Consider the following 20817-nt stretch of genomic DNA (forward strand, 5'->3'; position numbering starts at 1 on the left):
GGCGGTGATTTATTTACACCTTCCTCATTCTATAAACAGGCCACCCCGCCGGGGTGATCCAAAATTCACCCAGCGTTGGGTATTCCGGATTATATCTTCTCTCATTAGGAGAGACTATAAGAAATCCCCTCCCCGAAAAATCGGGACCAGGTGTGGCTTGAGAGGGGAAAGGCTCAAGTCAAAAGCGAAGCTTGTTGAATTGAGCGAGGGGTGTGTAAGTGGAAGTACGAACTGCAGAATAAATCAAAACCTCGACGTGGAATCCTTGCCCATCCCTCGTCCCAGAGCTCCGCTCCGAGACGACAAGCATGCAGCTCTGCTGCATAAAAACGATCTTGGTATGGCTTTGAGCTGTGCCAAGTGTGGTTTAATGCTCCGGTCACCGTCAGAACTCTTCTAACGGACCGACGGGTTTGATCAAGAGATTTAAACCATACCTTAAAGGTTTTTTTGAATCACGGCTGTTGTCATACCCGCCTCTATCTTTATTCCTTACCAGCAACGCCCTCTCTTCGGCGGGAAAAGGTGTGCTCAATTTATTCCCGGGGTTGAAACCCCGGGCAATTGACGAGCCACTCCTACGGAGTTAATCTTTTTAAGCCTCGTGGCAAACCTTTAAGTCGTGCCACGAGTACCCTCAGCCAAATTCATCAGTAGTTTTCTTTGATAAATTCGAGAACTTTTTGCATTTCGAGCCTCATCTGGTTGCTGCTGATCACGTAGTTATTATTCAGAAAACTGAAGTTTAGCCGTCGTCCGGAATCGGTGAAGATATATCCACTGAGAGCCGTGGTGTTACTCAGGGTTCCTGTTTTGGCATAGACGTACGGATCCTCACCTTCCGGGGCCTTATAAAGTCCGCTGATGGTCCCGCGCACGCCGCCAATCGGGAAGTACCCAAGCGTTTTCTCTTCACCAAACTCATCCATCATTTTTTCGAGCAGAACGACCAGGGAATGAGGAGTAATCAGATTGTATTTTGTCAAGCCTGATCCGTCTCGCCAGTTTGGCCTCTGAGGCAGATCCTCAAAATATTCATCAAGTACATGCCGGATTGCACGAGACGTATTCATCTCTCCAAACTCCTGTTCGGAAATCATCAACAACAGCTGTTCAGCTATAAAGTTATCACTCACCACCATAAACCGTTTATAAAGTGAGTCGGCCGGTGTGCTGTAGATCGTCTCATTAAATGCCAGATCAACTGATTCAGCATAGTGCACATCTCTGCCTAATGTATCAGACAGCATCTCCACGAGAAGCTCATTGTCATACACAAACGGCACGTTACGTTCCTGTCTTGCTGTGTCTGCCTTGGGTGTGTAGAGAATATCGTTCGATCGGTGCGACCGTCTTACCAGCTGAATTTCCTCACCGTTCCATTCATCCCGATTGATGTATCGTTCAAAAAAATCAGGCTTAACCGGAGTCTCCTCATTCAATTGAACCAAGGCGACCTGTTCAGTTTGCAGCCGCATCATATTACCGTATATCGGAAACGGCGATTTCTCGGGAGCATAGGCGGCCGGATACCAGTCCCAGGCCCAGCCTGCCCCAAAATGTTCATCCGTATAATTTTGATCCGTAAAAACCAGCACCTCATCCCTTCCGGATAGAAACTCGTACGACTCTGTGAAATCAAAATTGGGATTTAAAAATCCCGGATCGCCCGTTCCCTGAAAATAGAGCGTATCATCCCGTACAGTGTAGCGGAGAGAAGGAAGTGTATCGGGCAGGGCTTTTAGCGAGGCGTATAGCGTTAACATTTTTGTGTTCGACGCCGGTACATAGAATTGATCTGAATCCCGTTCGTACAACAATGAATCAGATTCCGGATCATAAAGTGCAAAACCGGTCATACTTTGGGAAAATGCTTCAGATTCCTCAAAGAGGGTATGGATCGGCAGATCACTGCTTGGTTCAACCGAAGCCGGTATTTCCGTGGATTTACATGAAGCCAGAAAAACAAATAGGACAGAAATGGTAAGCAGTTGCCGCATAGAGGAATGTACATTAAATGAAAAGTTCGTTTGATCAGAGTAAAGGCTCGTGCTCTAAAATGAAAGTTTTGAATAAGAAAATTTGTAAAAACTTTCGTTACTATTTGCCTAAACAAGCGCTTCCATAAAAAATAGAATATCGCGTATAAAATTAATTAACAGCCATTTATACAAATTATAAGCATCAATATATCCTGCATTATTATCTCATTTTAGCGGCTTCTTCCGGACAAACGGAAAAGGAAGATTCCGTTTGAATATTTACAAGATATTATTGAATATAAGGTGTGTTATTTCGGTAATACTCTACAAAACCGAAATTTGCTCAAAAAAAATAAGATGGGAAAAGATTACCGGGTGCAAAAAATGTATCCGGCAGCCTTTCATCTACCAAACCAATCAATCAAAGAAAAAAGGAGAATTATGCAAAAGATGCTACAATTCAAATTGCTCTCTTTGCTCGTGTGTTTCCTTCTGTTCTCTGCCACTCAGGCCTTTGCTCAAGGCTCAGTTTCAGGTACGGTTACAGATGCAGACACAGGCGAAGAGCTTATTGGTGTGAATGTGGTCATTCCATCGCTTAATATTGGCGATGCAACTGGCCCGGACGGAACCTATTTACTATCGAACGTCCCCGCCGGAGACTATCGTATTGAGGCTCGCTATGTGGGTTTTTCTACAGTGCGGCAAACCATTACGGTTAATGACGGCGAAGAGGTTATCGCAAACTTTGAAATGTCTGCAGCAGTTGATGAGCTCGGAGAAGTTATCGTAACTGCTTTTGGTGTTGAAAGAGAAAGCCGCTCAATCGGTTACTCAATCCAGGACGTAAGTGCCGAGGATATCGGACGAACCGGATCGGCTAACCTATTAAACGCACTTCAGGGACAAGTTTCCGGTGTGCAAATTAACCAGGGTGGTGGTGGAGCCGGCCAGGGATCTCAAATCTTTATTCGTGGATTTACATCTCTTGACCCCGGTGCAAACAACCAGCCGCTTTTTGTTGTAGATGGTGTACCCATAGATAACTCTACAAATGAAGCTGCCATTAATGTTCGCGGTTTATCAAACCGTGCGATGGATTTGAATCCAAATGATATTGAATCCGTCTCTGTCCTCAAAAGTGCACCTGCCACTGCTCTCTACGGAGTGCGTGCCGCAAACGGTGCAATCATCATAACCACTAAAAAAGGACAGCCCGGAGACCTTCAAATCGACTTTTCTCACAGCGTAAGCCGTGAAGATGTAATTAACAGACCGGACTATCAGGATGTTTATGGACCCGGATTTGGTTTTACTTCTTCTCCCGACGGATTCTGGCCGGCCTGGGGAGCTCCTTACAGTGAAACTCCCGACCTGACCTATTATAACAATTGGGAAAATTCCATGAGAACCGGTATCGGCATTGACAATTCCATTAGTGTTTCCGGTGGTACAGATAATGTCACATTCTTTACATCTGTTTCGCACTCTAACAACAGAGGTATTATACCGAACAACGATTGGGATCGGACTAATATTCGTCTTTCAGGTGAGCTTTTCCAAGGACCTCTTACTGTTGCAGCGAGCGCGAACTACATTAACTCAGGCGGTAACCGCGTACCATTTATTAACTTTATGGCGCGATTATCATATTGGAATACAAGTGCTGATGTTACTGACTGGAGACATGAAGATGGAACAATGAAATCTGACAGCAGGGATGGACGTGGTTCAGGACGTAACCCAATTTACGACGCAGAGACCAATACCTACGTTGATGATGTGAACCGTTTGATTGGTAATCTTCGAACTTCATACGAGTTTGCAGATTGGTTATCTCTTGAGTACCTCTTGGGAATTGATACATACACCGACGAACGAACAGACATTGAACCCGGTCCATTAGGACTTGAAAATGAGTTCGTTTGGAGTAGTGTTGGAGGATACAGACAGGAAGAAAGAATTGTAAGTACTGACCTGACATCTAACCTCGCATTAAGCATTAATACTGATCTCACCGAAGAGATTGGAATGAGTTTAAGACTGGGTAATGATGTTTTTGACAGATCTTCCAACGTTGTGAGAGCCTATGGATCAGGCTTTGTTGTTCCGGAGTTCAATCATTTCAGTAATGCTACAAATGTGAGCATATATCAAAGATTGTCTGAAAGACGATTGATCGGTGCTTACGGTGATTTGAATCTAGATTGGAACGAGATCGTTTACTTAAATGTGACCGGCCGTAATGACTGGACATCCACACTGCCTGAAGACAACCGTTCATTCTTCTATCCATCTGTTAGCTTAGGCTATGTATTTAGCGATATGATTGATACACCAGAGTGGATGACATACGGTAAACTTCGCGCTTCTTATGCAGAAGTAGGTAAAGATGCACCACCTTACTCAACTCAGAGTGTTTTTGTTGCGCCTTCAATATTTCCACTTGCAGGACAGACCGGTTTTACAAAGGGAGCTACCATTGCTTCTTCCGATCTGAAACCTGAGCGCACAACCTCTACTGAGTTTGGTCTTGATTTACGTTTTTTCAATAACCGTTTAGGTTTTGATTTAACCTGGTATAAAGCAAATTCTAAGGATATGATTATCCCTGTTCCTGTTTCTAACGCAACAGGTTCTTCACGATTTGTGACAAATGCCGGTGAAATTGAAAATACAGGTATTGAGCTAACCGTAAACGCTACACCGGTTACCTCTCAGGATTTCCAATGGAACATCACTTCTAACTTTACCAGAAACCGAAACGAAGTGGTAGGTATCCGGGATGGAGTTGATGCAATTTTCCTCGGAAGTATTTCAGCGTATGTAAATAATCCATTCATGCAGCTGATTCCGGGCGAATCTTACGGTGCAATCTGGGGAACCAGTTATGCCCGTTATGGAGCCGATCCCGAGTCAAACACAATCGATACAAGTCTGCCAATTATTATTGGCGATGATGGATTCCCTGTCGTTAACGGTGATCCGAAAATTGTAGGTGATGCTACACCGGATTGGACATGGAATATGTTTAATCAATTTAACTATAGAAGCTGGGACTTCTCATTTAACCTGGACGTTGTTTACGGGGTTGATAAATACAACAAACTTGATAACTGGGATGCTGCTTTTGGTCACACAACCAAAACACTGAACCGAGAAGACTATGTTGTATTTGATGGTGTGTTGGAAGACGGAACTCCAAATACCCAGGAAGTGTGGTTAGGGCAAGGCGCTGATCCACAATCCGGCAGAAACTACGGCGCAGGTTACCACAGAAATACTTACCGCGGAGTTGTAGAAGAATCAACTGAAGATGCTTCTTACATGAAACTTAGAAGTGTTGCGCTTGGGTATTCAGTTCCGCAGTCCGTACTTGAAAACTTACCACTTACAAGAGTTCGCGCAGGTGTAACTGCAAACAACATCTTGTTGTGGACTCCATTTTCACAGTACGATCCTGAAGCTTTTGTAAGTTCAGGCAGTAACCTGATCGGACTTGTTGACCTGGCTTATCCGGGTACAAGAAGTCTTGTATTCTCTCTAAACTTCTCCTTTTAATCCATGAGGTATCACACAATGAAACAATCAATAAAATTACTCTTTGTATTTGTATTGACTACACTCATGGCATTAGGGTGTAGTGACTACTTAGACATTAATGATGACCCGAACAATCCGACTTCAGCCCCTATCGAAGGGTTGTTGTATCAGACTACGTTCGAAACTACGCGGAATACTCAGCGGGTTGGATCTACAACATCCTTCTTCGTTCAGCATTTTGCATCTCCGAATACAGCTACCAGTACTGATATTCATGAACCTGTATCATATGGTGGAACCTGGTCGAGCCTTTACAACAATATTGGCGACCTGGTCATCCTCATTGAACAAGCAAATGAATTAGGTGCTCCTCACTATTCCGGAGTAGCTAAAGTTCTCAGAGCATATAACCTAAGCCTTCTTGTAAATATGTTTGGTGATGTACCTTACTCAGAAGCATTCAGCTCTGAAATTCTTCAACCTACTTACGACGGTTCTGAAAGCATCTACACTGTTATCCTTCAGGATATCGAAGATGCGATCAGTGAACTTAACGCTGCTGAATCTGCTGCATCGCCTTCCGGAGACGATATGATTTTTGGCGGGGACCGTGCAGCATGGACACGTACAGCGTATTCACTTCAGGCTCGTTTTCTGAATCACTACAGCAAGCTTGGTTCTTATGATCCGGGTGCTGTATTGACAGCCGTAGATAACGGCTTCTCAAGCAGTGATGAAGACTTCGAAATGGCGTTCTTTGACGATAGCAATGCGAGCAACAATCCATGGCACCGGGTTGCGGTAAACAACGCCGGACTGTTACTGGGCGGATGGTTATCTGAGCAAACAGTAGATCATCTGAACGGTGAAACGTACGGAGTTTTCGATCCCCGTATTGAGTTCATAACTGAACCTGTTTCCGATGAGTCCGATCCGCGACTTGGTGAGTATGTAGGTACCACAAACGGTGCCGGTCGAGGAAACGATCCGGAACAGGGAGTCAGAGCTGTATTAGCCGTAGATTCTTACTATGCAGCCGAACCAACAACTCCATTGGAAAACATGACCTATGCTGAGCTGAAGTTTATTGAAGCTGAAGCTGCACTGGCCGACAATCAGGATATCAGGGCTTACGAAGCTTACGAAGCCGGAATCCGCGCCCATATGGAGAAATTGGGAGTCGATCCTGCTGACATTGATGACTACTGGAATGATCCGGTTGTTTCAGTCGGTTCCGGCAACCTAACCATCGACGAAATCATGAAGGAGAAGTACATTGCTACTTTCCTCAATCCGGAAACATGGAATGATGCTCGTCGATACGACTACCAATATGCTGACTTCGATGCACCTGTAAACTCAGCACTGGGTGGCGAGATGATTCGACTGGTTCGTTACCCCGACTCTGAACTCCAGAGAAACGAGGCCAACGTACCTAACCGGTCTATGACAGATCGAGTATTCTGGGATGCCCAGTGATTTACTGAGTAAACCTTAAATTATTTAATGCCCGGCTTCTTCACTGAAGTCGGGCATTTTTATTTTGTGCCGCCTCTCTTCCAAACATGGCCGTTTTTCGGTCACTCCCCCAGCGATAATTACCAATCACTCCGGTTGATGCGATCACCCTGTGGCAGGGAATAATGAATGCTATAGAATTCTGTCCTACGGCTGTGCCCACGGCTCGATATGCTTTCGGATGCCCAATATTTTCAGCCAGATTACCGTACGTTTTTACTTCACCTGCAGGTATTTCAAGAAGTGCCTTCCAAACTTTGAGTTGAAAGGGTGTCCCTTTTAAATGCAGTTGAATCGATTTTTTCTCCTGTAGATTCGCCTGAAAAAGCTGCAGCACCTTATCATGCACTTCATTTCTATCCCGCAATAGTTCTGCTTTAGGAAAATGTTGAGTTAATATGGTTTCCGGCAGTTCATCATCCTCAATAAAGGATGTATGACAAACTCCTTTTTCCGTTGATGCAATAAGAACTTTTCCATAAGGTGTTTCACCGAAGCTGTAATGAATCGTTAACCCGGCCCCACCATTTTTATACTCACCGGGCGTCATCGCTTCGATATTCACAAAGAGATCGTGAAGCCTGCCGGTTCCGGACAATCCGGTTTTATGGCTTACATCAAACAGGGTTCTGTTCTTTTTTAGAAGGTGTTTTGAATACTCTACACTAATAAACTGCAGAAACTTTTTAGGACTGACTCCGGCCCACTTGGTAAACATTTTCTGGAAATGGTATGAACTCAATCCAACGTGGGCAGCTACTTCATCAAGCCGGGGCTGGCTTTTAAAATTCTCGCGAAGATAGTTAATCGCTTTTTCTATTCGGTCGTAGTCGGGATTCATAGTGGAAATGTAGAAAGGTTCAGTCAAACCAAAAACCCGATTCTTGCGGTTTTTAGAAAACAAAAAACCTTAGGAGGTCTTTGAAACCTCCAAGGTTAAGTAGTAACCTGAGTTCGATTCTAAAATGCTGATTATTGAGTTCCCCTCCTGTGTAAGGAGGGGTCAGGGGAGGTAGCCTTAGGGTTTTGAGTCTTTAGTGTCCTGAATTCATCAATTAAACCACCCCTAAATCCCCTCCTTGAAAAGGAGGGGAACTTTCAACCATCTAAATCAAGATATTATTAATCGAACTTAGGTTAGTAAATTTATTCCACCTGATATTCCGTACTAAGCGGCCTGACGGAAATCATCTATTTTACACCGGGACGGTATTCCCTTATCACACTATTTTCAACATCTTCATCTGTAAATGCCACGGGTGTCATCGTATTGTTGACAAAGTTTTGAAGCTGGTCATTGTAGTGCGGTGAATCCTCTTTATTGCTTTGTCCATAAGCCAAAATGGTATAGGCCCTGGGTGTCTCGCCAAACTCGACTGCAAATACCCAACCGTCGCCACCACGGACCTGAAGCTTCTGCTCATCCTCTTCATGATCAGTATACCAGATCACTCTGTAGCAGCCAAGCATGCCTGTACATCCGCCGACTGCAAGGTCCAGGTCGCCGATTACAGCTCTGTGAACTTCGCCCCAAGGTAAATTCCAGTGACCATACCGATCTTTGGATTCATCAATAGCCCATTTAAATGATTCTACAGCGCGTTCATAGTCAGCAAGGCCATGAGGGGTGTGGTTGTCGGATCATCGTACGACCAGGGCTCTTTAAACAGTTTTTCGGGAGTGGCTGAATAGCCTACTGATGCCGGCGAACCCTGCACGCGCTGGCTGTCGGCCGATGAAGAGTATCGATTCCACCACGTTTTAAAGAGCACTCCACCACGGCTATCTCTCGTTACCGTATTGTCCCAATCCTTGATGAGTTGTAGAGCTTCAGCAACTTCACCTTCCGGATCGGTCTGCTCAACGGCTTCAATCAAATCCTCTTTTACACGATCAGCCATAAGCATTTTATCGCTGTGCTTCAGTTCAACAATATCCTCGAGTGAGAATTTTTCATCATTGTGAACCAGTTCGAGTGAATGCTGGCTGCGAAGTCTCAAAATGGGCTCAGGGTAGAATGAAGGATAGTCTTCCGGTCGTAACACTTCATTCAGATTGGTAAAGTGATAGGTATCATTCTCATTTCTCAGATATCCGCCTTCAGGGTTCTCAAGCTGTGGCAGCAGTTCCCAGTCCGTAAAATCCTGCCACATCTCATCAGAAGATGTCACATGAAACGCGGTCGTATCTCCGCCGGCCGCGTGTGGGCGATCGGGCATACTTGCATTCCACACGTAATAAATATTCCCATCGGCATCCGCATAGGTCAGGTTGGATGAAATCCGGGCACGCATCTGCATCGCCTCTTTCCACTCATCCAGGTTCTGTGCCTTCATCATCTTGAAGAACTGCTCACCGGTTCTGAATTCACCGTTACCGGCCGACTTCATCACGTAAATCTTTCCATCTTCCCTGAGTATAACCGGCCCATACGGCGTAGACCAAAACTCCCTGGTTTCGGTACCGATGGCATTTCCGAATTTGTACTCAACGGTAACCAACTCTTTTTCAAGCGGAACAGACGCCCCGTCCAGAATAAAATGATCCGGCTTGTTGGGGTCGGCATCAAACGAGTAGACCTCATCCAGGTCGGGGCCGTTATTTGTGGTAGACCATCCAAGTTTTTCATTAAATCCCCCGATGATTCCAACTGCCTGACCAATTCTGAAATCGCCGTAAAAATTAAATTTACCCGGCACTTTTACTTGCGCTTCATAATATCCTGCATCCCACGACAGGTGTGGATTTCTAACCAAAATGGCATTTCCTGACGTAGTCCGCTCAGGTGCAAACGCCCACACATTGGAACCCACATCGGGATGGGGTTCCTGTGACCGTGCCGCAAGCCTGGCCCATACGGTTTGATCCTCAAGCTGAAAGATTTCGTTTGAACTGTGGATCATCGCCATCTCATCATCATTTTCCCTGTTTTTCTGCCGTTCAAAAGCAGAGAGAAATCTGCGGATTGAACTGCTGCTTGGCGAGACAATATTTCTGGCATGAACATCATAAGCCGAATAATGAGGTTTCACCCAGTCATCAAACTCATCCGGATGCAGTTCGATATATCGATTGACACCTTTTGCAAAGCCCTGAATAAAATCGCGCGTATCTTTTTCCAGATCCTGCCAGGTTTCTACAGCCCGTTTATGCTCCAGCCTGCTGGACGCATCACTGTCAATTGCTGCTGATCTTTCAGCACCGCTCAAATCATTATATTTCGCCCACTCACCTCTGGCCTTCAAAAGCAGTTCCGCCACTCTTTCACCATAATCCTCCATTTGAAGGTATCCCAGGGCAAAACCTGCCGCTTCCAGGTTATCGGCATTGACGTGGGGAACACCATATTCTGTCCGCCGGATGATGACCTGTTGGGAAAGATCATCCGGATCGGTTTGAGTTTCTATTTGCCGGTTATCATCGTTTGTAACTGACGATGAGGCCCCACATGAAAATAGACTAATGGAGACAATGATAAGTGGTATGAAATATCGCATGAGCAAGGATTGATTTTATTTGAGAACTAAGATTATTTGAGGATCATAAAGAACAAAGGCGATTCTTATCATCCCCCATACCCCCTTCTCCCTTCGCTAAAGCAATGGAAGACAAGTCGAAGGGGGATTTCTAAAACCTTGGAGGTTTGGGTGCTAAATTTTAATCGATTTTATTTTTGAGAACTTTACCGACCAACTCAGGCTGAAACTCTCCGGCTTTCATAGCGAATTTACCGCCGATAAGTACATATTCTACTCCTTCGGAAAGCTGGTGAGGATCATCAAACGTGGCTTTGTCCTGAATACGATCCAGATCAAAAATGGTGATATCTGCAATTTGTCCGGTTTTAATCACTCCCCGATCGTGAAGATTAAACACCGATGCAGGCAAACTGGTCATACTTCTGATTGCAAAAGCCAAATCAACAGTTCTGTCCTCCTTCACGTATTTTGAAATTTTGCGTGGAAAAGAGCCGTAGTTACGCGGGTGAACAACCCCTTCGCCCATCTCAACCAAACCACCGTCAGAGCTTGTCATCATCCACGGCTGCTTCATAAAACGTTCCACATCATCTTCGTGCATATTGAATGAGACAATCTGAGGATTTCTCTCTTTAATCAGAGTGAGTGCCGTTTCAATAGGATCCATTCCCATTTGATTCGCAATAGCACTCAACCGTAGACCTTCATAGGATCTGTCGGGAGAATAAGAAGCAATCTGAATGCTCTCAGCGCCTCCGCGTCGTTTTAGATTGGCCACCATTTCAACTTTGATATCTTCGATCAGTTCAGGATCATCCAGTCTTTGCAGCATTTCTGTGCGTCCGCCTTCGCGGGCCCAGGAGGGGATCAGCACAGCTGTAAGGTTTGTGGATGAAGCCGGATAGGGATATTGATCAGCATAAACCTCAACCCCACGATCTCTGGCTCGCTCAACACGGCTTATCACGGCGGCAGAATACCCCCAGACACCGGTTCCGAGCGCTTTAATATGTGTCACAATCCCGGGTATTCCAGCTTCTTCAGCTATACGAATCACTTCGTCTACGGAGTAGATCAATCCCACATTATAGTCAGATTCATCCCGGATATGGCTGCTGTAAACTCCGTTATATCTTGAAGCCACTTTCGCCAGCTCTATCACCTCTTCTGTTTCGGCATAGGCGGCAGGTGTATAAAAGAGCCCCGTTGACAAACCAAAGGCGCCCTCTTTCATGCCTTCTTCCACAAGAGCTTTCATCTGTTCCAGTTCATCTGTATTGGGTGCGCGGTTGGCTTGCCCTAAAACTTCTCTTCGCACACTGCCATGGGGTACAAACTGGGCTACATTCACTCCAATTCCATGTTCTTTCAGCGCGGCCCGCTGCCCGGCAATGTCCAAACTTCCGCCGCCATCCGGATTGATCATTACCGTGGTTAAACCCTGAGCCAGCAGTGGCCGACCGTGACTCAATGATTCTGAAGCAAGACCGGGTCCTGCATGAGTATGTACATCAATAAAGCCCGGAGAAATGTACAGCCCGGTAGCGTCAATAATTTCCCTACCGGTTACATCATCCGATTCCCCAATCCAGGCGATTCTGTCGCCATTAATCCCAATATCCGCATAGAACCATGGATTCCCGGTTCCATCCAGTATTTTTCCATTTTTGATGAGTATGTCGAAGTTCTGTAAGCCGGATTGAGCATGGATATCAAACGGTTCTATGAACCAAATCATCAGAACTAAAAAAAGGGCACACTGTTTCATATCAAACCTTGATCTAAGTATTAGTTATTGCGAAAGAAGCTCGAACGTCTTTTTGAGCAAATTAAAAAAGCCTGACCGTATTGCCAGGCTTTTGTGAATTATCAATAGTTACTTCACATGCACATCCAGCCAGTCTACCCAGCGGGTCCACATATCGAGCAGTGTCTCTTCAGCTGCAGGACCGTGTGCTTCATGAGGATATCTGTATAGCGCAGCGGTTTTCCCAATGCCATTCAGCGCATGAAACATTCTGCGGGAGTTTGTCGGCCAGGTACCCACATTTTGATCCTCCTCACCGTGGTACATCAGAAGCGCACCGTCCATTCGGTCTGCCCAGAAAATAGGCGACATCTGCATATAACGGTCCATTCCACGCCACAGATCGCTGCTTTCACGTTGGAAACCTAGCGGGGTAAGCGTGCGGTTATAATTCCCCGACCCTGCAATACCGGCTTTAAAAAATGAGGTGTGTATCATCGCGTTGGATGTTCCGAAAGCACCATAGCTGTGCCCGCCAATCGCCATGCGATGACGATCGATATATCCCTTGGCTTCGGAGCTGTCAATCACAGCCGTACTGTTTTGAACAATACTCCACACGAAGTTATCATTAGCTGTTCCGCTATCACCAACAATAGGCCAGTCCGGCTTCAGAACCGCATAACCGGCTTTAGCCATGATATCAGCCGTTCGGGTTCCAATTCTCGGATAGCTGTTTTTGTTGTGGCGCCGAATACTTTCGTTATAATCTTCCTGATCATCGTACTCACGAGGATAGTGCCAGATAAATCCGGGAACCGGTTCACCGTCCCATTCCGGCGGCATGACCACCTCCATCCAGAACTCAATACCGTCTGATCTGATCACTTTAAAACGATCGCGCGGGGCTTGAGCAAGAGCTTCGTTATAATCCTGATTCTCCGTCAGCTGAGTTCGTTCATTCGAGTTCAAATCAACGTACCAATAGTTTGGATACTCATCCGATGATTCACGCTCAATAATAATCTGATCTGAATTGGCTGTCAGAATAGATTCAACCGATTCATAATACTCCTCTGAGCTTTGGAATAGCCGCTCACTTTCACCCGATTGTATTTCCACACGGTCAATAAACGGACGAGGCGCATTTTCCTCTACATCCTCATAATATTCCGTGCCACTTAGAAAAACACTCGATTCGTCTTCGCTAAGTCGAACAGCCCACTCTCCGGTGGAAGATCGATGGTAGGAGAGATTTCCCGGATTGTCGTAGAAATCGTCTGTATCATATTTATAAATAGGATATGTAGATGCTGTATCGGCAGCATAAACGGCAAACAGTTCCTCGCTGTCATTGTTTTGCTCAGTGATAAACAAAATGTCGCCATCGGAAGAATAAGCAACAGACTGCATTTCCCGCTCCGACTCATAAAGCACCTTCTGATCGTCCTCTCCAAATGGAGGCATCCACTGAACTACACGATCTGCAATTTTTGACTCTTCAGACTCTTCTTCCTCTTCGGGTTTCTCCTCTCCCTCTTCTTCCTCCTCCTCTTCAGGTTTTACCAAAAGGCTGAGGCCTTCTCCGTCCGGACGCCACTGAATATTTCTCCGGCCACTATCTTCCATATACTCTTCATCCGGGTCACCTTTGTTAGGATCTGAAGAACGTAACGTAGCCAAAATCTCACCATCCAGATCCCAAATCTCTTCCGTCCAGCCAAACCGGCTTACCGGTACGATATAGGAAAACGGTTTTTGAATGGTTTGAACGATGACATGATCGCCTGAAGGAGCAGCATCGATATTTCGTATCATCGCCGGAGAACCAATATTTCTGGCTCTGCGATTTTGCGTATCAATTTTCACCAGCTGACCCGTGATGTAGTATTCCAGCAGTTCTCCTTCAAATCTATCCTCCAGCAGTGACTGATAGGTTCGCAACCTGTTATCACCTTCTGTTGTGGATCGAACAATCAATTGCGTTGGAGTTTCCGGACGCACAGGTTCTGCTCCGCGATTCTCCGGAATGAGTACTGTAAAAATAGACCGGCTGTCTGATGTCCACTCAAACGAACTGTTTAGTGTTGCCAGGAGCGGACGACGGGTAATTTGTCTTGAATTCCCGGATTCCCTGTCAGTTACATAGATATGAGTTTCATCCTCGGAATGTCCCATCCAGGCAATCTTTGAACCGTCGGGTGACCATTGGGGATTGCTGATGGTCAAATTGTCCGGCACGTTCAATTCTCTTCGCTCACCGGTCCGTGAATTTACCAACTCTAAACCCGTGGTAGCTCGCTGAGTTGTAAGAGAACGGGTTCGGTTTGCTCTTTTATCAATTTGCAGGCCCGCAATGTTATAGTGTGGCTTGGCAAATTTTGAAAGAGGGGTGATCCCGGATCGTTTGCGGTTTATAAAAAAGTCACCAGCAGGACTCAGTTCATCCAGTGTCACATTCAGATGACTTGGAGCCAATATCTCTTCAGAAATTGCCTCCGGCGGGGTCAGATAGCTGTCGTTAAAATCAGGTGATTGCTGAGCCCAGGCACTCATTCCTCCGGTAAACAGAAGCGTAAGTACACAAAACTTTACGTTAAATATTATCGTTTTCCTCATGTTATACAGTTTATTACAGTTATACATATTCAATTACACTACAAACATTCAAACTAACAGACAATTGAGATTTACATAATTTTGCCAATCTTAGTGTATGGCTTCCATTTCTTCCTAAAAAAGGGTACAATTTCAATGAGTTAGCGTTCCAAAATAAACTCGCTATGCAGAAGATATCTGACTTTGTTTTTTCTTATCCGCCCAACCTTCAAGAGCTCGATCTTGCCACCATGGTAAGTATGTATCGAGACAGGGGTGAACCTCGCCGGGCCGCGCCGGGGAAGTATCTGGCGTGTGCGGTTACCAGAAAACTTCTCAAAGAAGCAAAATGGTGGTTTGGCCTATACTATAGCCAAACAGCGTGGGACGAACTGCTAACCAAAGGATCTGAGGGATATCCCCTTACAGAATCGGAACTGAATTTGCTGGGACTCATTGTAGTGTCGGAAGAGCCTCCGCACAGAGAGTACGTAGAAAAAAACATCGGCATACTCCCTAAACTGGCTTACCTGATAGTGAACGACATCAAGCAGTTCGGATTTATACAGGAAGATGAACACGGCTTTTTAACGATTACCTCAAGGGGAGAACAGGCACTGCAGGGAATTTCCCGAAGAATTTACGGCAAACGGTTTATGCCTGAAATGCTCCACGCCTTTCATCATGACCCTTCACTTTCCAAAGGGGAGAAATCCGGAAGCGATCAGGCCACTCTTTTTTAAATCCCTATTATGGGGAGAAATGGGCTTTAAAAAATCATATCTTAAGAGCTCATAAAACTGAAGCTGAATTTTAGCTTACATTCGTTTCTTATCAACTCTAAAAGCCAACCGGCTGCTGTAGGACACTAGTACTGATGGATCAATATCTGCAAAACGTCATTCGAAAAGCACTGTTAAAGATGGAACTGAGCGAAGATCAGATTCCGGAAATTGTAATTGAAACCCCACGTGATCCTTCCCACGGTGATGCCGCAACAAACGTAGCGATGCAGCTTGCCAAACCGCTGCGGAATAATCCGCGAAAAATTGCTGAACAGCTGGTCGAAACAATGGATACTGATCCCGGAAAAATCAGCGCGGTGGAAATTGCCGGACCCGGCTTTATCAATTTCAGATTTGCAGAAAATTATCTCTATGATGAACTGAAAGTAATTCTGAAAGAATCAGTCGAGTATGGAAAGTCAGATCAACACATTGGCAAAAAAGTATTGGTAGAGTTTGTGAGCGCCAACCCCACCGGACCGCTTACGGTTGGTCACGGACGAAATGCCGTTTTGGGTGATACCGTTGCCCGACTTTTTGAGTGGTCGGGAGCGGATGTTCAACGCGAGTACTACTTCAACAATGCCGGCCGGCAAATGCGCGTGCTGGGTCAAAGCGTTCAGGCCCGGTATCTGCAGATTTTAGGCAAAGACGCTGAACTCCCTGAAGGCGGTTATGAGGGCGAGTATATAAAGGAAATTGCCCAAAATCTTATTGATGAGCATGGAGATTCATTGCTTGATGAGGCAGACGAGTCGAAGTTTAAGCAGGAGGCAGAATCCGCGATTTTCGATGAAATCCGAAAAACACTGGTGCGAATGAATATTGTGATGGACTCCTTCTTCAACGAAAACACGCTGTATGAAGATGGCTCTATCGATAAAACCGTGGAGACCTTCCGCAAAAAAGAGATGGCCTACGACAAAGAAGGGGCCGTTTGGTTTAAAACCACCGAGTTCGGTAAAGATAAAGATACCGTGCTGATCAAAAGTACAGGTGAGCCCACCTATCGTCTGCCGGATATTGCCTATCACGCCAATAAACTGGATCGGGGTTTTGATCTCTGCCTGGATGTTTTTGGTGCAGATCACATCGACACCTATCCCGACGTTATGAACGGCATCGGCGTATTGGGATATGATAAATCGAAGGTTGATGTATTGGTTTACCAGTTTGTGACATTGGTGAAAGATGGCAAACCCTTCAAAATGAGTACCCGGAAAGCCAATTTTGTCACGCTTGATGAACTCATGGATGAGGTGGGTGAAGACGTTACCCGGTTTTTCTTTTTGATGCGCTCACCGAATACACATCTCGAGTTTGATGTTGCCCAGGCTAAGGAAGCCGGTGAGAAAAATCCGGTTTTCTATTTACAGTATGCCCACGCGCGAATTCAGTCGATCCTACGAAAAGTAGATGAAACCGCTAATTTATCCGAAGATGCTGATTTATCGCTTCTCAAACATGAAGCTGAGATTGCATTGATCAAAAAACTTCTTGGCTTTCCTGAGGCAATTGAGCTGGCAACAAAACATCGTGAACCCCATCGGATGATTACATACCTGAACGAACTGGCGTCCGGATTCACAACGTTCTACCACGACTGCCGGATTTTAGGTGAAGATGAAGATTTGATGTATGCCCGCACTGAGCTGGCAAAAGCTACAGCACAAGTTCTGGCAAACGGCCTCTCTATTCTTGGGATTACCGCTCCGGACCGGATGTGATTTAGTCTTTTTACTTGATCCAAACTAAGTAACGTCAGTTCGAGATAAGAAACTGATACCAAAAGTCCTCCTTCGCTAAGCTGGCGGAGAGTCCATGCAGCCGACGGACGAAGGAGATAGATCCTGATAGACTAAGGTTTGGCTTGAAAATTCATCATTAACTTTGAATCTACCACTTTTCATCCCCCATTGCCCCCTTCAAAAGGGGGACACTCTTTAGCAAATTCTTATCTCGAACTCACACTAAGTAACGAATGTCTTCAAACCCCGAATGGGGTTGAATGTGATTAGCCATGGGTAAAGCAGACAAAGTCTGCGCAACCGGTGGATGAAGAAAAGCAAGGTTCCAGAACCCTAAAGGGGTTCAATCTGACAGATGCCAATTTTTTAATTCAACCCTTACAGGGTTGCAGATCCACTTATCCCTCTATTCCCCGGGTTGCACCCGAGGCTAATCATATTGCTTCCCTTCAGGAAGCTATAATTAACTCGGCCTTAGCTTGGTAAAACAGACGATTCCTTTTGTGAACTGATCTTCCACTTTGAACCCGGCTCTTCTGAATAGCTCGTTACTCTCTTCTACCGACCAAAACTGCAATCCTCCCCATTCTGCCGATTCCTGAAAAAGTCTTCCGTACCACGATGCGGCCTTAACAAGATGCATCATGAAAAATACACCGTCACTTTTTAAAACTCGACGGCACTCATACAGTACTTTCAGTTCGTCCGTCAATTCATTTAAAGTTCCTCCCATGCTCAATCCGTCAAACGTACCGGCAAAAAATGGTAACGATCTCCCGTCTGCCCTGATCAGAAAAAGATCCAACTGTTCAGCTTCTGCTTTAATTCTTGCCTCTTCAAGCATCGCTTTTGAAAAGTCTACAGCAACATGATGGCTCTTTGGCTCCCGTTTTTTAAGGGTTCGGGCATAGAGTGCTGTTGAGCATCCAAGATCCAGATACCATTGCTCCGGTTGGGGATTAATCCAGTCGCCCAATAGTTCCTGTTCTTTCTCTATAGGAAATTCTTCGCCGGTGAGCAGTGAAAGCGATCTTTTTCTCCACAAATCTTCATAAACAGATGCCGTCAGTTTCCAATGATTTGTGCTCTGTGCCATCGAGTAACTTTTTTCTTCCGGCAGAAGATCGATAATATTATTTTCAATAGGGTATTCATCACCTTTTGGAGAGGCTATCGAGCCGTTAAACTGTGAAGACAATTCAGCAGCCTTAAGCGGAATCTCAATAACTTCGCGATCGTGTTTGGGGGAGCGAACCTGTAATTTCATATTGAATAGAGCTTTTTCATTGATGAACTGTAACTTCCTGATATTCATTCTACGAACGGTTTTCAGCAGAGTTACAGCCCAACTGCAATAGCCGGAATTGCTACTTCTGTATGATTATAGATACCTGAGCTCCTTTCTGAACACCGAGCATCTCCCGGGCATTGCCTTTATTGATTGCAATCTCAAGAGTTTCAGAGCTTCCGATATACGCGGCCGGTTCGCCATCGGCTACAGAGTTAAACGTCGGTACAATTTCGTCCAGAATGGTATTTCCGGCGTAGATCCGGAATTTAGATGCGCCAACTGATTCAGCAATCAAATCTGAGGTGATATTGGTAATCAGATTTCCATACCTGTCGATATGCATAACCCATCCCTGGATTCCATCCTTATCTGAAATCGGAACGGCCCAGCGATAGGTTACCAGTTCTTCAACCGGTTCGCCAAGGTCACTGAGTTTTACGCCACTGGCAAGATGAGCCGCAACCGGCGCAAAAATATCTCTGCCGTGAAAAGTGTTGGAGGGTTTCTTTTTCCAGAACGATTGGTTTGAAAGGCGGTAGGCTTCGTATTCAAATTCATCCCCAATCAGAGAGAAAATCCCGTTATCCGGACCAACGTACAACTGATCCTTGATTTTGACCGCAACGGCATCGCGCTCAGTTCCCACGCCGGGATCAACTACAACGAGGTGAACCGTATTCGGAGGAAACTCCAGAGAAGCATTGCGAACCACCCATGCTCCCGCCATGATATCCTGCGGAGGGATTTGATGGGATATATCAATAAAGCGAAGATCCGGATTGACTCCCAGCATCACCGCTTTCATTACACTTACGTAGTGATCCTGCAGGCCAAAGTCTGTGGTAAGTGTAACAATGTTCGACATATTTGCCTATGCATAGTTGTTAAGCATCACAGGCATAACGAGCATCAGCATCTCCTCACCCTCGCTTTCCTCAACCGGTTTTACAATTCCGGCCCTGTTAGGTGTAGAAAATTCAAACTTGGCTTCATCTCCATCTACATTGGAGAGTACATCGGCCAGATACTTTGCATTAAAACCAATCTCCATTTCATCAAAGCTGTAATCACAGGCTATGATCTCTTTAGCTTCACTGCTCATATCAATATCCTCGGCACGGATGGTCAGTTTATCAGGACTGAGCTGCAGCCTGATCTGCCGGGTGGTTGAGCTGGAAAATACAGACACTCGTTTAACAGTAGAGAGCATCTGATTTTTATCAACGATAAGTTCTTTGTCGTTATCACGCGGAATAACAGACTCATAATTTGGATACTGTTCGTTAATCAATCGCGTAATGATGATAGTATTTCCACTCTTGAACTGAGCGTGATCATCAGATACGGTCAAATCACAATCCGCACCATCGAGCGCTTTTGAAATTAAATTCAGCGCCTTATCAGGAACAATAAAGGAAACCGGCTGTTCTGACTTCAGATTTCTGTTTACAAAACGAACCAGACGATGACCGTCAGTAGCAACGAATTTGCTTTCTGCCTCACCGATATCAAAATAGACACCCATCATTGCCGGACGCAGATCGTCAGTCGATACAGCAAACATGGTTTTTCCTATGGCGTCCTGAATCAATTCCGTTTCTGTGGTGAGCGTCATCCCCTCATTCATGTTCGGAATCTCGGGAAATTCATCCGCCTCTTCACCCATCAGCTTGTAGTTCCCTTTGTCCGTTTTAAACTTCACATTGTGGGAGTCATCCACATCAAAAAAGACAGATACATCTGGCAGCTGGCGCAGAGTTTCGAGCAAACGTTTTGCGGGAATGGCAACGGCTCCTTCAACCTCAATTTCCGCATCAATATATTCGATGATGGAAATTTCAAGATCGGTTGCCGTTAGCTTCAACCGTCCCTCTTCCGATTCAAACAGGACGGTTTCTAAAATTGGGAGAGTCGCTTTGCTGGGAACCGCACCAAATACAGCTGCAAGTCCCTGATTTAAATCACTGCTGGATACATTAAATTTCATAATCAGATGTCAATCTATTTTAAATGACTGATAAGTCTCTTTTTTCGCAAAAATTGCAGGTCAGTTCAAAGCATCTATACTAATAAATCCTGCCTCGTCCTGCAACTGTAAAGTAACGCCTTTAGCAGACAATTTCATT

The 20817-nt window shown here is 45.3% G+C and carries 13 protein-coding genes; 4 read left to right on the forward strand and 9 right to left on the reverse strand.

Annotated elements, in window-relative coordinates:
* Positions 1–650 precede the first annotated feature (650 nt).
* A complete protein-coding gene (locus tag U5K35_RS04785; RefSeq protein ID WP_322570327.1) occupies positions 651–2000 on the reverse strand; it encodes a D-alanyl-D-alanine carboxypeptidase in 1350 nt (449 codons plus the stop codon).
* A 462-nt stretch (positions 2001–2462) separates the two neighbouring features.
* On the opposite strand from U5K35_RS04785, the gene U5K35_RS04790 reads away from it, so the two are divergent.
* Positions 2463–5543, forward strand: a complete 3081-nt coding sequence (locus tag U5K35_RS04790; protein WP_322570524.1) for a SusC/RagA family TonB-linked outer membrane protein — start codon at positions 2463–2465, stop codon at positions 5541–5543.
* Positions 5544–5561: 18 nt separating this feature from the next.
* The gene (locus tag U5K35_RS04795; RefSeq protein ID WP_322570328.1) at positions 5562–7004 is read left to right on the forward strand and encodes a SusD/RagB family nutrient-binding outer membrane lipoprotein; all 1443 of its coding nucleotides are present in this window, start codon (positions 5562–5564) and stop codon (positions 7002–7004) included.
* Positions 7005–7044: 40 nt separating this feature from the next.
* Here the strand turns inward: U5K35_RS04795 and U5K35_RS04800 are convergent, their stop codons facing one another.
* The 5 genes from U5K35_RS04800 to U5K35_RS04820 all read right to left on the reverse strand — a co-directional run bounded on the left by U5K35_RS04800 (position 7045) and on the right by U5K35_RS04820 (position 14888).
* On the reverse strand, positions 7045–7884 hold the full coding sequence (locus tag U5K35_RS04800) for a bifunctional helix-turn-helix domain-containing protein/methylated-DNA--[protein]-cysteine S-methyltransferase (RefSeq protein WP_416221589.1): 840 nt from the start codon (positions 7882–7884) through the stop codon (positions 7045–7047).
* Between the two features lie 350 nt (positions 7885–8234).
* The gene (locus U5K35_RS04805; protein WP_322570525.1) at positions 8235–8618 is read right to left on the reverse strand and encodes a penicillin acylase family protein; all 384 of its coding nucleotides are present in this window, start codon (positions 8616–8618) and stop codon (positions 8235–8237) included.
* A 17-nt stretch (positions 8619–8635) separates the two neighbouring features.
* Positions 8636–10540, reverse strand: a complete 1905-nt coding sequence (locus U5K35_RS04810) for a penicillin acylase family protein (RefSeq protein ID WP_322570330.1) — start codon at positions 10538–10540, stop codon at positions 8636–8638.
* Positions 10541–10700: 160 nt separating this feature from the next.
* Positions 10701–12290 (reverse strand): D-aminoacylase, encoded by a 1590-nt coding sequence (locus tag U5K35_RS04815; RefSeq protein ID WP_322570331.1) that lies wholly within the window; start codon positions 12288–12290, stop codon positions 10701–10703.
* Between the two features lie 108 nt (positions 12291–12398).
* Positions 12399–14888 carry a prolyl oligopeptidase family serine peptidase gene (locus U5K35_RS04820; RefSeq protein WP_322570332.1) on the reverse strand — a complete coding sequence of 830 codons (2490 nt, stop codon included), beginning with the start codon at positions 14886–14888 and terminating at the stop codon, positions 12399–12401.
* A 164-nt stretch (positions 14889–15052) separates the two neighbouring features.
* On the opposite strand from U5K35_RS04820, the gene U5K35_RS04825 reads away from it, so the two are divergent.
* Both U5K35_RS04825 and argS read left to right on the forward strand, forming a co-directional pair.
* On the forward strand, positions 15053–15610 hold the full coding sequence (locus U5K35_RS04825; RefSeq protein ID WP_322570333.1) for a hypothetical protein: 558 nt from the start codon (positions 15053–15055) through the stop codon (positions 15608–15610).
* A gap of 134 nt (positions 15611–15744) precedes the next feature.
* A complete protein-coding gene (gene argS, locus U5K35_RS04830; RefSeq protein ID WP_322570334.1) occupies positions 15745–17379 on the forward strand; it encodes an arginine--tRNA ligase in 1635 nt (544 codons plus the stop codon).
* 484 nt (positions 17380–17863) lie between these two features.
* Here argS and U5K35_RS04835 read toward each other — a convergent pair whose 3' ends face one another.
* The 3 genes from U5K35_RS04835 to dnaN are packed head-to-tail and all read right to left on the reverse strand — an operon-like array spanning position 17864 to position 20678.
* A complete protein-coding gene (locus U5K35_RS04835; RefSeq protein ID WP_322570335.1) occupies positions 17864–18715 on the reverse strand; it encodes a class I SAM-dependent methyltransferase in 852 nt (283 codons plus the stop codon).
* Between the two features lie 52 nt (positions 18716–18767).
* A complete protein-coding gene (locus U5K35_RS04840; protein ID WP_322570336.1) occupies positions 18768–19556 on the reverse strand; it encodes an SAM-dependent chlorinase/fluorinase in 789 nt (262 codons plus the stop codon).
* Positions 19557–19562: 6 nt separating this feature from the next.
* Positions 19563–20678: a DNA polymerase III subunit beta gene (dnaN, locus tag U5K35_RS04845; RefSeq protein WP_322570337.1), complete on the reverse strand. Its 1116-nt coding sequence runs from the start codon at positions 20676–20678 to the stop codon at positions 19563–19565.
* Positions 20679–20817 lie beyond the last annotated feature (139 nt).

The organism is Rhodohalobacter sp. (assembly GCF_034521535.1).
Taxonomy (GTDB): Bacteria; Bacteroidota; Rhodothermia; order Balneolales; family Balneolaceae; genus Rhodohalobacter.

Excerpts from the sequence above, each read along its gene's own strand:
- U5K35_RS04825 (WP_322570333.1), top strand. The coding sequence starts at position 15,053 with ATGCAGAAGATATCTGACTTTGTTTTTTCTTATCCGCCCAACCTTCAA.
- U5K35_RS04820 (WP_322570332.1), bottom strand. The coding sequence starts at position 14,888 with ATGAGGAAAACGATAATATTTAACGTAAAGTTTTGTGTACTTACGCTT.
- U5K35_RS04815 (WP_322570331.1), bottom strand. The coding sequence starts at position 12,290 with ATGAAACAGTGTGCCCTTTTTTTAGTTCTGATGATTTGGTTCATAGAA.
- dnaN (WP_322570337.1), bottom strand. The coding sequence starts at position 20,678 with ATGAAATTTAATGTATCCAGCAGTGATTTAAATCAGGGACTTGCAGCT.
- U5K35_RS04840 (WP_322570336.1), bottom strand. The coding sequence starts at position 19,556 with ATGTCGAACATTGTTACACTTACCACAGACTTTGGCCTGCAGGATCAC.
- U5K35_RS04835 (WP_322570335.1), bottom strand. The coding sequence starts at position 18,715 with ATGAATATCAGGAAGTTACAGTTCATCAATGAAAAAGCTCTATTCAAT.
- U5K35_RS04810 (WP_322570330.1), bottom strand. The coding sequence starts at position 10,540 with ATGCGATATTTCATACCACTTATCATTGTCTCCATTAGTCTATTTTCA.
- argS (WP_322570334.1), top strand. The coding sequence starts at position 15,745 with ATGGATCAATATCTGCAAAACGTCATTCGAAAAGCACTGTTAAAGATG.
- U5K35_RS04785 (WP_322570327.1), bottom strand. The coding sequence starts at position 2,000 with ATGCGGCAACTGCTTACCATTTCTGTCCTATTTGTTTTTCTGGCTTCA.
- U5K35_RS04795 (WP_322570328.1), top strand. The coding sequence starts at position 5,562 with ATGAAACAATCAATAAAATTACTCTTTGTATTTGTATTGACTACACTC.
- U5K35_RS04800 (WP_416221589.1), bottom strand. The coding sequence starts at position 7,884 with ATGAATCCCGACTACGACCGAATAGAAAAAGCGATTAACTATCTTCGC.